At 46.2% G+C, this 13,862-nt stretch carries 13 protein-coding genes; 10 read left to right on the forward strand and 3 right to left on the reverse strand.

Annotation, left to right across the window (positions count from 1 at the left end):
• Window positions 1-32 precede the first annotated feature (32 nt).
• The 4 genes from J4N43_RS18775 to J4N43_RS18790 all read left to right on the forward strand — a co-directional run bounded on the left by J4N43_RS18775 (window position 33) and on the right by J4N43_RS18790 (window position 4,720).
• A complete protein-coding gene (locus tag J4N43_RS18775; RefSeq protein WP_062730959.1) occupies window positions 33-1,634 on the forward strand; it encodes a BCCT family transporter in 1,602 nt (533 codons plus the stop codon).
• A gap of 101 nt (window positions 1,635-1,735) precedes the next feature.
• Window positions 1,736-3,472, forward strand: a complete 1,737-nt coding sequence (locus tag J4N43_RS18780; protein WP_053349977.1) for a hypothetical protein — start codon at window positions 1,736-1,738, stop codon at window positions 3,470-3,472.
• Window positions 3,469-4,200, forward strand: coding sequence for a DUF3726 domain-containing protein (locus tag J4N43_RS18785; protein WP_025767672.1), 732 nt, complete (start codon window positions 3,469-3,471; stop codon window positions 4,198-4,200). The genes J4N43_RS18780 and J4N43_RS18785 overlap by 4 nt, the downstream gene beginning before the upstream one ends.
• A 142-nt stretch (window positions 4,201-4,342) precedes the next feature.
• Window positions 4,343-4,720 carry a nuclear transport factor 2 family protein gene (locus J4N43_RS18790; protein ID WP_005390944.1) on the forward strand — a complete coding sequence of 126 codons (378 nt, stop codon included), beginning with the start codon at window positions 4,343-4,345 and terminating at the stop codon, window positions 4,718-4,720.
• Between the two features lie 82 nt (window positions 4,721-4,802).
• Here J4N43_RS18790 and J4N43_RS18795 read toward each other — a convergent pair whose 3' ends face one another.
• Both J4N43_RS18795 and J4N43_RS18800 read right to left on the reverse strand, forming a co-directional pair.
• Window positions 4,803-5,798, reverse strand: a complete 996-nt coding sequence (locus J4N43_RS18795) for an ABC transporter substrate-binding protein (RefSeq protein ID WP_053349976.1) — start codon at window positions 5,796-5,798, stop codon at window positions 4,803-4,805.
• Between the two features lie 141 nt (window positions 5,799-5,939).
• Window positions 5,940-8,174: a hypothetical protein gene (locus tag J4N43_RS18800; RefSeq protein WP_053349975.1), complete on the reverse strand. Its 2,235-nt coding sequence runs from the start codon at window positions 8,172-8,174 to the stop codon at window positions 5,940-5,942.
• A 426-nt stretch (window positions 8,175-8,600) separates the two neighbouring features.
• On the opposite strand from J4N43_RS18800, the gene artP reads away from it, so the two are divergent.
• The 5 genes from artP to J4N43_RS18825 all read left to right on the forward strand — a co-directional run bounded on the left by artP (window position 8,601) and on the right by J4N43_RS18825 (window position 12,226).
• A complete protein-coding gene (gene artP, locus J4N43_RS18805; RefSeq protein WP_102970230.1) occupies window positions 8,601-9,329 on the forward strand; it encodes an arginine ABC transporter ATP-binding protein ArtP in 729 nt (242 codons plus the stop codon).
• A gap of 88 nt (window positions 9,330-9,417) precedes the next feature.
• Complete coding sequence (locus J4N43_RS18810) at window positions 9,418-10,161, forward strand: arginine ABC transporter substrate-binding protein (protein ID WP_053303704.1); 744 nt, start codon at window positions 9,418-9,420, stop codon at window positions 10,159-10,161.
• A gap of 1 nt (window position 10,162) precedes the next feature.
• Window positions 10,163-10,852, forward strand: coding sequence for an arginine ABC transporter permease ArtQ (gene artQ / locus J4N43_RS18815; RefSeq protein WP_053349973.1), 690 nt, complete (start codon window positions 10,163-10,165; stop codon window positions 10,850-10,852).
• Entirely contained in the window at window positions 10,849-11,517 is a 669-nt protein-coding gene (gene artM, locus J4N43_RS18820; protein ID WP_005375809.1) for an arginine ABC transporter permease ArtM, read from the forward strand. Before artQ ends, artM begins: the two co-directional genes overlap by 4 nt.
• A 136-nt stretch (window positions 11,518-11,653) precedes the next feature.
• Window positions 11,654-12,226 (forward strand): dioxygenase family protein, encoded by a 573-nt coding sequence (locus tag J4N43_RS18825; RefSeq protein WP_031778904.1) that lies wholly within the window; start codon window positions 11,654-11,656, stop codon window positions 12,224-12,226.
• Between the two features lie 9 nt (window positions 12,227-12,235).
• On the opposite strand, the gene J4N43_RS18830 is transcribed toward J4N43_RS18825, so the two are convergent.
• Window positions 12,236-13,066: a LysR family transcriptional regulator gene (locus J4N43_RS18830; protein WP_005375813.1), complete on the reverse strand. Its 831-nt coding sequence runs from the start codon at window positions 13,064-13,066 to the stop codon at window positions 12,236-12,238.
• Window positions 13,067-13,184: 118 nt separating this feature from the next.
• Here J4N43_RS18830 and J4N43_RS18835 point away from each other — a divergent pair, with 118 nt between their 5' ends.
• The gene (locus J4N43_RS18835) at window positions 13,185-13,832 is read left to right on the forward strand and encodes a glutathione S-transferase family protein (protein ID WP_005375815.1); all 648 of its coding nucleotides are present in this window, start codon (window positions 13,185-13,187) and stop codon (window positions 13,830-13,832) included.
• Window positions 13,833-13,862: the final 30 nt, after the last annotated feature.

The raw sequence follows: 13,862 nt of genomic DNA on the forward strand, positions 1-13,862 counted from the left end.
TGGCTGCTGCAAAGAACCTCTGGAGCCAGAGTATGTCTGATTTAACCAATAGCATGAAAGCTTCCACGATGAGCGTGTCATCGGGCAAGTCGAAAGCAAAACACAACACATCAACAACAGAAAACACGACGGACAAATTAGGACTGAGTAACCCGGCCTTTTGGTATAGCGGTGGTTTCATCGCGTTGTTCGTTGCTATTGCACTTTATGACGGCGAGCTGTTATCTACGATCGTTAACGCTGGCTTTGGCTGGGCAGTTCAGGTATTTGGTCCATACTGGCAGTTACTGCTGCTTCTCACTTTTCTTATTGGTCTTGGCTTGGCTGCAGGGCGAACAGGCAAGGTGATGTTGGGCGGGATTGCAAAACCAGAAATGGATTCTTTCCGCTGGATGGCGATTATTTTCTGTACCTTATTGGCTGGTGGTGGTGTTTTCTGGGCCGCGGCTGAGCCTATCGCGCATTACGTTAGCCCACCCCCTTTGTACGGCGCGCAAGATAACCCGCAGCAAGGTGCGGTGAATGCGTTGTCGCAATCCTTTATGCACTGGGGCTTTCTGGCTTGGGCGATTGTAGGTAGCTTAACTTCCATCGTGGTGATGCACCTACATTACGACAAAGGTTTACCACTAAAACCCCGTATTTTGCTTTACCCAGTCTTGGGCGAACGAGCACTTAAAGGCCAACTCGGTGCATTGATTGACGCGTGCTGCATTATCGCGGTAGCCGCAGGCACCATCGGGCCAATTGGGTTTCTAGGCTTACAGGTTAGCTACGCGTTAAATGCGCTGTTTGATATTCCTGATGGCTTTACCACTCAGCTTATCATCATTTTGTTTGCGATTGCGCTTTACACCTTGTCAGCGCTCAGTGGATTAAGCCGAGGCATGCAACTGCTTAGTCGTTACAACGTGATTCTGGCAATGGCATTGATGGTTTACATCCTGTTTTTTGGCCCTACGAATTCTATCTTTAACGGATACATTCAAGGTGTAGGGAGCATGCTGGATAACTTTATCCCAATGGCGACCTATCGCGGTGACGAAGGTTGGCTAAGTTGGTGGACAGTATTTTTCTGGGGCTGGTTCCTGGGTTATGGTCCGATGATGGCAATCTTTATTGCGCGTATTTCCCGTGGTCGCACTATTCGCCAAGTTATTTCAACCATCAGTATAGTGGCTCCGTTAACCACTTGTTTTTGGTTCACGATTGTGGGCGGCTCAGGCCTTGCGTTTGAAATTGCTGAACCGGGTAGTGTGAGTGCGGCGTTTGAAGGCTTTAACTTGCCAGGTGCTTTGCTTGCGGTGACTCAGCAACTACCAATGCCAATGCTGACTTCAATTCTATTTCTGATTTTAACCACGATCTTCATCGTCACGACGGGCGACTCAATGACCTACACAATCAGTGTCGTGATCAGTGGTGAAACGGAGCCGAATGCGATCATCCGTACCTTCTGGGGAGTAATGATGGGTGTGACGGCATTGATCCTAATTTCCCTTGGCTCTGGCGGCATCTCTGCTCTGCAATCTTTCATTGTTATTACCGCGGTTCCGGTTTCGTTGATTCTGTTACCGTCACTTTGGAATGCGCCACAAATTGCAATCAAAATGGCGAAAGAGCAAGGGCTATAACAATTATCCAATTCAAACAACGTGGAGCTTGTGCGGGTGTTTTCCTCCTGCATCCGCACAAACCCTAGTATTCTTACAATAACAAATAGGTGGTGAGCAAAATGGATGCACATCGTTCTACTTATACGGAAGCAACTATGCGCGATGCAGCGATTGTCATGGCAGCCGAAAGGCTTGGCGCAATGCACCAAAACCGAATCAGCTTTGTTCGCAGTCTGATTCGTAATATGGCAAGCCAAAACTGGCAAGTAACCAAGCATGAGTGGCAGCTTTGTCCTCGTGGTTATGGTCATGTGATTTACAAATTGACCACGCCAGAGCACGTTTATCATTTGGTGGTATTCTGTGATGAAATTGCCGACGACGAGCGTAATGATCGCGTAATTGCTGAAAAGTGGGATGTCACATTTGCACTGGTTCAAGGCGATGTTGATGTTACTTTGTTGGAAAGATTGCGAGAAAATGTACCGCTGCAAGAAGCGGGACGTAATCCAAACAACGTACTTGTTCTTGCTCGCGCAAACAAAAGTGTGCGCGTGTTTGAGCACATTGTTAGCGCGCTTTCTCAAGGCGAGCAGCCTGAGCCGAAAGAGTTAGCGGAAGTGGGTTATATCCTGCGTACCACAGCTGTTTATGGTAACGGAAAGTTTGGTATCGCCGATTTCAAACTGTTAGAGAACAACTCAGATTTCAGCCAGTCTTTTAGTGCGCAAATGTGTGCGGTATATATGTTGCGTGAATTCAGCCTAGATTGGGTGCACTATCTGGCACTTCAACAAGGTGGCGACAACGCGGTGGCTTTGCATCGTGGCTTGCAGCGCTACCTTGGTGTCGGCAATGCTACTGGCTTAGGCATGGCTCCATACTTGATTAATCACCCGTGTATTGTTGACCAATGGATGACCTCTCGCGAGCGTGCGGTAGCGCGAGTCTTTGCCATGCCGTGTGAAGCGTCGTTCCATGCTCCTTTGCAAGGATTGCTGCAAAAAGCACAGCGTCATTTAGAGCAAGTCATCACCATCAATGAACATCAAGACAGGCTCAATCATCAAGCGATAGCAGACATCAAACAACTGCTATCGGAGCTAACAACGTTAATGGCATTACATCCGAACTGGGCGAGTTTGGTCGAGCATAAGAAAACAATGAGTGTGGAAGCCCAAGAAATCCTCACCTCTTGCTTGATTGAACTCTACCCATCTTTAGTGGATGAATTTGCTAGCCAAATGAATACGGATGAAACGTTATCTATTCCGGGCGGGAAAAAGATCCAAGATTTACTGGAAGTGTTGCAAAGCAAGTACCGCTGGGCGATTTATGCGGATTACTCACTAGCCGAGAACAACTACTGGTTCTGGTATCGCTCACAAGACAAAGAAGAGCCAAGGCTTGGTGTCCGCGGGGAAGAGGCTGGAGAAGAAAAAGAATTGCCGCTTGATATCGGCAGACAAGTGAATCGCTTGTACCAGGCCTTGCTTGACTGTGATGTAGAAATGTCCGTAGCGGAGTTTCTATTGCAAAAACCGGCTTATCGTTCGATCACACGTCGCGTATGGACGTTAGGCAACCGTGCGATGGGGGATATTCAAATGAATGTGCTGCGTAAAGATGCGTTACCAATGCACTTACTGCGCTGTAAGTTGGCTATCTTTGGTGCGACTAAGTTTGATCCGCGCTCGGATCGTTGGGTTCGAGTAACTTTCTTCCAAGGTGCGCCATTGTTAGATGAAATTCACGACCCTAAACTGGCAGACACATGGATTTTCCCTAGCATGCCGCCGCGTGACGAAATTGCGCAAAGTGATAATCAAAAAATCAGTGGAGGATTTGAATTATGATCGTCTCTCACAACGAATTGGTGGCCGCCGTTAATAAGGCATTTCTTGGCATGCGCCGTCACTGTGGTGAGGCGGATGTCATTGCGAACATGGTGGCGGACTTGCAAATGGTTGGCTTACATGGAGTTCGCCATTTTAATAACGCCAGTCTGTTTCTTGGGTTAGATTCAGACTGCGCCGTATCGGTGACCAACAGCACGCCGTCAAGCATAGAGGTAGAACTGCACAACGGGAGTGTAGCGTGTCATTTACCCGCGGTGTTGGATTTCGCGCTCGAGAAAATGATTAACCGTAAGTCGATTACTATCACGTTGAAGCAGTGCCATAACCGTTGGCTAGGTTTCAGTGAGTTGTTGAAGCTCTCTGCGAAAGGCATCGCGTGTCGCGCACAATGGGTCAATGGTTCTAGTCCCAAGCGAACACTTTATGTGTTAAACCGTGGACGAATCGCACCAGAAGTCTTTTTCTCGGATCAGTTTGATGGGCATGATACGGATTTGCATAGTATGGTTATCGAGCTCTCCGTGAACGATTTCGATATCGAGAAAAGTGCACAAGGGTATACCACCCACATTGAAGGTGATGAGTTAAGCCGCACGCAACAAGCTTCTTGGCAAAATGGTATCTTTGTCGAAGACCAAGAATGGGAAACACTGAAACAAACCGCAACCGCGTTGCTGGTGGAGAACAGTGAGCGTTCTATGCTCGGTGCTGGCGGTGTGGTTTAAGCGATGAAAGGCGATGATTCCAAGTAGAAGTGATGAAGGCTGCTCTTTAGCGGCCTTTTTTGTGCGCGAAGTTTGGTCACTTCTGAAGTTCAAAGACTATGATTACCGTTATCCGCAAGATGGAGCAACACAGGTAAGAAAAATGGATCTGCAAGAGAATAAAAGAAATGCCATTGCGTTTTACGAAACCGCCTATAGAGGTAACCCAAGAAAGGCAGTTGAAGACTACGTAGGTGATGAGTACATCCAGCACAATCCATTAGTTGGAAATGGCCCCGAGGCTTTTATCGAGTATTTTGAGCGGATGCAAAACGAGTATCCCAATAAAGACATTACGTTTGTGCGAGCCATTGCTGAAGGGAATTTGGTGGCACTACACACTCACCAAACATGGCCTAATGATATTGAATACGTGACGATGGATTTCTTTCGTTTTGATCATAATGGGAAAATCGTCGAACACTGGGACGCTCTGCAAGAGATCCCTAAAGAAACATTGAATGGTCACACCATGTATTAACGAGTCGTTGATTAGTCTCCCATGCCGTTTATTCAAACGGTATGGGAGGTTAAATGATTTGTGGCACTCGAAGTATTAATCATCAAAGCGCTTTTTCGATTCTCACCGCGACGTCTTCAGATACCCAGCCTTTCCACAAGTCAGGGTAGGTATTAAAGAAGTAAAACATCGCTTCTTCACCGTCCGCGTAGTTATCTTCCATCCAGGCCAGCATTTCACTCATTTGCTCGTTGGTAAATCCGCGTTTCTGCAAGTACGCGAATGCTTGGGGTTCTTTGCTCGCAAACGCCTCAGTTGTTACTGTGCGAACTGGAGAAGGTGGGTACATTGTTACTTTTGGTGAAGCGCAATCAGGCTGAGTGGTACAGTTGCGATACTCTTCCAAATCTGTTCCGCTACCAAAATCCACTTTGACCATATCATACTTGCCCAATACGGGTGTTGGTGACCAGTAGTAACCAAACCAAGGCATTTTGCGATCATAGGCTTTGGCGATGGTACTAGCTAGTGCAGCGCCAGAGCCTGGGTCAACCATCTCAAAGCCGTGCTCACTTAACCCTAATGCATTAAACAAGTGACCGGAGGTGATTTGGCATGTCCAACCAGCAGGGCAGCTATAAAAGGCGAACTTGTCATCATCCTCTGGGTGTTCAAATAGTTTGGCGTGCTTGATGACGCCTTCTATCGTCGCGAGCTCTGGATACTGTTTTACCAGATAGGCGGGAACCCAAAACCCTTCTTCACCGCCATTGACAAGCGATTCACCAGCGATACGCAAGCGTTTATCCGCAATCCCTTTATCAAGTGCTTCTTTAATGCCGTTTGTCCATAACTCTGGCGCAACGTCAGGTTGCCCCTTTTCAATCATTGAGGTGCCTGTAGGAACGCTATCACCAGGGATCAATTCCGCATCACACTGGTAGCCTTCATTTAAGACAAATTGGTCGATGTGCGCCATTAAGCTGGCCGAATTCCAATTCATGTCTGCGATGGTTATTTTTCCGCATTCGTCCGCATTTGCATGAGTAGATAATGCTGATAGCAGCAGAACAGAGAGCATTGAAGGTGTCGTCTTCATGTGACTGAATTTCCTTGTCGTTGTCATTTACTTCAGTATATACATCGGTTTATAAAGATTCAGTGAACAAGTTTTTTTCAGTGACGTTAAGCATAAAAACGGTGATTTATGAAGCGTTTGGTGAGAGGGGTTTAAAGGGCGTTAATACAGCAAGAACACTCCTTCGTAGCCGCCAATCTCAATATGAGAAACATAGTCGCCGATGTTACCGTCTTGATCTACAGGTCGCATAGGCTCTGGAAGTGCGATAGTTATCTTCGGTGAGGAGAAGTAATCGATATTTTTGCCAAAGAAATCAGTCCGATACAGCACTCGGCCTTTGGTGAATTCGCGGGCTAACACCATCTCTGTAGGGCCATGCATCACTACCGTATCGTCTGAGTGATACGCAAAGTACGTATGGGTTGGTAACAAATCGATAGCGCCATTAGGCAAGTCAGGATGAGCCACTTTGCTCATAGAAGCATCTCCAATCACCGTGTAATCGGCGGAATAGGGCGTGCTGGTGGACATCATTAGCGGAGTCGCCTGATACCCATCTGGGATTTGATTGGTTGGCGTACCTAAATCGATGGCAAGCAAGGTGCTAGGTTGATAAGCAATATTCTTTGGTACGCCTGCCTTCCAGAAGTTGTCACTTGTTGTGTTATTACTTCCATATAAGTAGCCATTGTTCCACTGATTAAAGTAACTGCGCTCAGGGTGATAGTTTAAGTAGAACACCGCTAGTGCAGAGTATTGGTCCTGTTTCCAATTGTTTTCTGTGTTACCAAAGTATTGAACGCGACCATAACGCGTGGTCGCTTGATAAATCACTTTCTGGCCCGCTTTGGCGAGTGCAGAGTTATCCCAAAATGTAGCCAAGCCAGCATAGCCACTAAAGCCGGTAGCAGGGAAAAGGTAGTGCTCGCGCAAGTACAAGGAGCCAGCGTTAACCAAGTGGTTTTGCCCATTACGACCGAATAAGTTTGCCGTACCTATGTTGAGGCCAATTAACGCATCTTCATCCAGCGTTGCCAGTTTATTCAAGAACGCCGAGAATTGCGCTTTGTAAGCATCGTCAGCAGCTTGGCTACCCGCCACCAAACCAAGTTCATCCACTGTGCCTCCGGAATATATGTAGAACTGATTTGCACCGAGTAACTTATTCGTATCGTCGTTGTACGCACCATTTAAACCTTGTTTCGCCCATTCAGCTTGGTAATAGTGGCGCATTGTATTGGTAAAAACGGGATTACCGAGATTGGTCAATGCCCAAGAAGAGGTTTGATTCCACATACGACCAAATGGAATAACCCGTGACTCCCAACGAAATCGGGCCGTTGCATTCTTATTCGAACGGTTTTTGTATTCATTCCAAGAAAGATAATTGTCTTGGTTTCGATCTGCAGATTTGTCGAAGCCACGAATTTTACGCCAGCGTTGAATGGTTTGACCTTCCGGTGTCTCCGTTGGTGCTCCTGAGATATTGACGGCAGGGAAGCTATTTTTGAGTTGAATGTTTTCGAGACGTGGGCGGTTTTCTATGTTGTCGTCATGCCAAGTAATTTTCGCAAAGTAAAGGCGGCCGCCGTCGCGTAAAAAGGTGGAGCCAAAGTACTGACCGCCACCATAAGTTTTTCCGCTACCATCATGCGTTGTAGCGCGAACCCAATCCGAAGGAACAGACCAGTTTACTGTTTGGTTTTTAGTCATGTTCTCAGTTTTGTCTTTTTTAATCGCGAAGCGTTTCCATTCTGTTACCCGACCAAACGAGTCGATAGCAGAAGGGTATTCAATCGTGAAGCTGCCGCCTTGAGCAAACTGAGAAAACGTAAAAGTTAAGCGGTCGAACTTCTCTGAGTGATAAACATAGAGGGCACCACCATTATTCGCCTGACCGAATACATCAGCATCCCATGGCGGTGGTTGATATAGCCAAAAACCGGCGTGGTCAGCACTAGCCGTATAACCAACAATCATCGGTTTTCGATTGAGTAATGTATTTTCACCATGGCTTGAGTCGACTTCAGCTAGGATAGTGTCTTCAGAAAAGTGGAGAAAGAAATCTTCGTAGTCAATTCCATTCAGTTCTGCTTGGTTACGTATATCGTTTTCCAGCCAACCTGAGTTAAGTTCCAGCTTTTGGTTGTACATGTAACCAAGTGCTTGTACACGCTCATTATGACTTTTACTTTCGTAAGCGCCGAATAAGATATCAGCATAATCCAGTTCCCATTCACGTGTAGCCGCAGCAGAGATAGGCTTACCTTGAAGATCAATACCCTGTTCATGCAACCCAGGTAATACGATTGCTGTTCTACTCCAAACGTTGGGTACAGAAAGCAAGCTCAAAGAAATGAGTGTAACGAGAGAAAAACAATGCGACTTCAACATGGAGTTATCCCATTAATACTTAGATGACTCAAATTAAGAGTCAGATACAAAGAGAAATTATAGTCCATTCGCGAAGTCGTAATCAGGACCCTGCCATAGAGGACTTTACAGGAAAACTAACAGGGGATGCTGTGCAAAAATGAGCGGGTGTACTTGGAATAGATCATCCTCATAGACTCAAAACTTCCTCTACACGTCAGCACAAAAATAACCACCATTTTAACCTTGTTTCGATTGCCATCATATTGTTGGATTTTCATCAACAATTTCAGTTAAAACCAACTGATTAAACCAGTCATATTCTCTGTTGTATTGATTGCTTATCATACAAAAATTTAACAAAATTAATTTTTATACATTTTTATTGCATAAAAAATCCTTTTGAGTAATATAAATACCAAGTGACAATTAATGCGGTATGTCAGCATGACTATTCAGGTAAGCGGAATCAATAAATCCTACGGTGAGACACAAGTGCTTCACGATGTCAGCTTTAAGTGTGAAAGCGGGGAAACACTGGTGTTACTTGGTCCAAGTGGCGCAGGTAAGAGCTCTCTACTGCGTGTTCTTAACCTTCTCGAAGGGGCGGATAACGGCAAGCTAAACATCGCAAATGATGTTTTTGATTTCTCTACTGAAATCAAAGAGAAACAAGGTTTAGCACTTCGTCGTAAAGTGGGCATGGTGTTCCAACAGTACAACCTATGGCCGCATATGACAGTGATGGAGAACCTGATTGAGGCTCCGGTAAAAGTCGCTGGCATGGATAAAGAAGAAGCGAAGAAGCAGGCAATGCAAATTCTTGCGACGCTGCATTTGGCAGACAAAGCGGATGCATGGCCGATGCAACTTTCTGGTGGTCAGCAACAACGTGTGGCGATTGCTCGTGCATTGATGATGAAACCGGAAGTCTTGCTTTTTGATGAACCGACCGCTGCGCTTGATCCGGAAATTACTAACCAAGTCGTTAAGATTATTAAAGATTTAAGCGAAACCGGAATTACACAAGTAGTTGTGACGCACGAAGTGGATTTCGCCAAGAAAATCGCTAGCCACGTACTGTATTTAGAAAAAGGACACATCGTTGAGCACGGCACAAATGATTCGTTTTCTAACCCGCAAACCGCCCAGTTTGCTGACTACTTAAATCACTAAATCACGTTTTTAAAGTTCAGTCTATTTAACAGATAAGCTCGGCTGTCATTGCGAGTGTCAGCCCACTAAGTACACACGGAGTATTGCAATGAAAAAGATTCTACTAGCTTCACTAATCGGCCTTTCTTCTGCAACTATGGCAGCAAACGCAGCAGCACAAGAAGAGATCAAATTTGCGATGGAAGCGACGTACGCCCCATTCGAATACATGGATGAAAACAACCAAATCCAAGGTTTTGATGTGGATCTGGCGAACGCACTATGTAAAGAAATGGAAGCAAAATGCACCTTCCACAACCAATCTTTTGACAGCCTGATCCCTGCATTAAAATTCAAGCGCTACGATGCGGCAATCTCTGCAATGGACATTACTGAGGCGCGTTTGGAGCAAGTGAATTTCACGAATGCATACTATGACAACTCAGCAGCGTTTGTTTCTATCAAAGAAAAAGTGGCTGATCAAAAAGCACTAGAAGGTAAGCGTGTTGGTGTTCAAAACGGTTCAACACACCAAAGCTACCTGATTGAGCAAATGCCGGGCGTAACCGCGGTTCCTTACTCAAGCTACCAAGACGCGTTCATCGATATGAAAAATGGCCGTATTGATTCTGTATTCGGTGACACAGCAGTCGTAGCAGAATGGTTCAAGAAAGAAGACAACCTAGCTTACGTGGGTGAGCACATCACTAACCCTAAATACTTCGGTAACGGTTTCGGTATCGCAGTAAATAAAGGTAACGACGAGCTAGTGAACAAGCTGAACACAGCACTGAAAACAGTGAAAGCAAACGGCGAATACGACGTAATCTACAACAAATACTTCGGTAAGTAATATGGCACTAACGGGTTACTCTTTATCGCTTGTTCAAGCTAGTTGGATGACTGTCCAGCTAGCCTTCACAAGCCTCTTAGTCGGTTTGATTCTGGCAGTGGTATTCGCCAGTGGTGAAATGTCTCGCCGCGTTTTCGTTAAATGGCCAATGACGGCGTTTGTGACGATTGTACGTGGCTTGCCAGAAATCCTTGTCGTGTTGTTCATCTATTTTGGTTCGACGCAGGTTCTGTTTTTAATCACCGGCGACTTTATTGAAGTTAGCCCGTTCTTGTCTGGCGTGGTGGCGTTGTCATTGATCTTCGCTTCTTACGCTTCTCAAACTCTACGTGGCGCATTAAAAGCCGTTGGAAGAGGGCAGAGAGAAGCAGCAAGTGCACTCGGCATCAGTCAAGCACACGCTTTCGTTCGCATTGTTTTACCACAAGCAGTAAGACACGCACTACCAGGTTTAACTAACCAATGGTTGGTTCTGCTGAAAGACACCGCGCTTGTATCACTGATTGGCGTAACGGATTTGTTGAAACAAGCGCAGCTAACATCTGCAGCGACGCATGAAGCGTTTACATGGTACGCAACCGCTGCGGTGATTTACCTAGGCATTACTTTGATTACACAACGTGCCGTCAAACTGATTGATAAGAAGTTCTCAGTTCAAGGCATGAGCATGGGACAGGAGGCGACCGCATGAACGAACAACACGTTTGGCAAATGCTGGATGGCTTAGGCACTAGCCTCCAATTGACCGCCGCTTCCTTGGTTGTGGGCTGTCTTTTAGCTCTGATGATGACGCTGACTCTGATCCTACGTACTCCGGGTTTGCATTGGGTAAGTCGTGGCATCATCACCTTGTTCACAGGTACGCCTTTGCTGGTACAGATCTTCTTGGTGTACTACGGTCCGGGTCAGTTTGATGCCGTAAGAGAAAGTGTATTCTGGACATGGTTAAGCCAACCTTGGTTCTGTGCGATGTTGGCGCTAGCGTTGAATACCGCTGCATACAGCACTCAGTTGTTCAAAGGAGCGTTTAACGCGATTCCTTCCGGTCAATGGCAAGCGTGTCGTGCTCTGGGTATGAACAAAACCGCAACGCTGAAAGTGCTGCTACCATACGCTATTCGTCGTGCTGTTCCTGCTTACTCGAACGAAGTGATTTTGGTCTTCAAAGGCACGTCACTAGCAAGCACGATTACGATCATGGATCTGATGGGTTACGCGCAGCGTATTAACGCACAAACCTACGATACGTTGACGGTATTTGGTATTGCGGGCGCGTTCTACTTAGCAGTAAATGGTGTGCTAACTCTCATTTTCCGTCAGGTAGAGAAGAAAGCATTGGCGTTCGAAGCCGCATAAACCTTCAATCAACACTCAATTTAGTTCCACAGTGCCTCTGCAAATGACTCTCTTTCAGGGGCATTTTTTATATTCGTTATGGCAAATCCCTCAAGTTCCACCAAACTTAATTCAATGCAATTGTATTGGTGGCACCATGGAAAGAAGACACTTTTTAGCGCTGTGGACATTGTTGTTCGTACCCTCTTTAAAAGCGACGACACCAATGCGGCCGACGCCAGCACAAACAGAAGGGCCATTTTACCCAGTAGTGGATATTCCTCTTCGTCAAAACTTGATTCTACAATCAGAAGGCTTGGTCGGTGAACCTATCGTGTTGCAAGGCAGAGTAGTAGATACATCGGGAAACCCTGTCTCAGGCATCAAAGTAGAAATCTGGCAATGCGATGGGCAGGGGATTTACGATCATCCTAAGCAACCAAATAACGATAAGTTTGATGCTCACTTTGCAGGTTTTGGCGCGGTAGAAACTCAATCGGATGGTCGCTACTTATTCCAGACTCTGTATCCCGTGCCTTATGCCTCTCGTCCACCGCACATTCACGTTAAGTTGTGGCGGGATAACCAAGAGCTTCTGACCACTCAGTTGTACTTAAAAGGCAATACTGGTGATGAATGGTGGGGTGGCAAAGCCCGTGATTATCTACAGTTTGAAACCATACGAACCGACGGGCGGTTAACGGGCCAATTTAACTTTGTGATTGGCTAGCTAATCCGGTTAAGCCATTAATTCAACCAATTGCGCCAAGCATTCTTTATCCAGTATCGGATGAGGCTCAACGCCCGTGACCAGTACAATATCTACGGAAGGCAGCGATGGCATATTGCCTAAGATCTTAAGATCCTCGCTAACGCTAATACTGCCCATCGCACCGATAGCCATGCCCGAACGTACAATCGCTCGTTGTGCGGAGGCCGTATTGCAACACGCCAGTAGTTGATAAGGAGTACCACGTTTGGTTAATCCGTCTACTGCTGCCGCATGGTATTTGCAGTCGGTTTGGAATAGGGCGAGAGGGAGAGGTTGGGCTTGCTCGATGTCAAAATCAGGATGAGCAATCCACACGCCTTTGTCGCTTGCTAGCCAGTAACCTTCCTCACTGTCCGGTGCTCTTGTCACAATAGCGGCGTCTAGCTTTCCTTCATCAAGTTTTTCTCTCAAGGTGATGCTTGGCTCACTGAAGACTTGAATTGAACATGTGGGCTCAGATTGCTGTAATACGCGGATGACTTTAGGCAGGATATTGTCGTTGTAATCCTCGGGGCAACCTAAGCGAAGAGGGCGCTTGTTTTCATAGCGCTTCACTTGTTTCAGTGCTTGATTGTGCAAGTTAACCAATTGCTCGGCGTGAGAGCGCAGTGCCAGCCCTGCTTCACTCAATACTAGGTTGCGACCTTCTTTTTCAAACAAGCTGACGCTGAGTTCGTCTTCTAGCTTACGCATTTGTGCACTGAACGCTGATTGGGTACGATTAATCTGCTTGGCTGCACGAGTGAAACTGCCCGTTTCTACAAAAGCCAGAAAGCTGCGTAACGCATCGATATCCATATCTAAAACTCATCCATCGTTTTTGTTGAAGTGTTCCATCAAAACTATCCGTTAGTCCCCTTAAATACAATCAGATATTGTGAATGGGTAATCAAAACACGAACCGCATGGAGGCGTCATGAAACTGTTTATTGCTAATCAAAACTACTCAAGCTGGTCACTGCGCGCATGGTTGATCTTTTCTCAATTCAAACTAGATGTCGAAGTCACCAAGCTCAAATTATTCACAGAAGATTTTTATAAGACCTTGGAAGGTATTACACCAACCGCGAAAGTACCTACCTTGGTGGATGGTGACGCAACCGTGTGGGATTCATTAGCGATTTTGGAATACGTTAACGAGCAATATTTACAAGGTAAAGCTTGGCCAAGCAACTCCGCAGAACGAGCTAAAGCACGCGCCATTGCATCAGAAATGCATTCGGGTTTCTTTGATTTAAGAAACGAACTCCCAATGAACATCCGCGCACACAGAAAAGTCGACTTAGCGAAGGGTGCGCTTAAAGATATTGCTCGTATTGACGCCATTTGGGCAGAGCAAGCAGAACTGCATCCAAACGGTTGGCTATTTGGAGAATGGTCGATAGCGGATGCTATGTATGCACCTGTGGCATTGCGTTTCCAAACTTACGGCATCGAGTTATCGGAAGGTGCCAAAGCTTACCAACAAAAGGTGCTAGCAAGTGAATCTTTACAGCAATGGTTGGAAGAGGCGAACCAAGAAACGGATATCGTAGAAGAAGATGAAGCAGGGGTAGAAGTATAAGCGCATCTTGCGATCGCCTGTAGCAAGGGA

This window comes from Vibrio sp. SCSIO 43009, from assembly GCF_023716525.1.
Taxonomy (GTDB): domain Bacteria; phylum Pseudomonadota; class Gammaproteobacteria; order Enterobacterales; family Vibrionaceae; genus Vibrio; species Vibrio alginolyticus.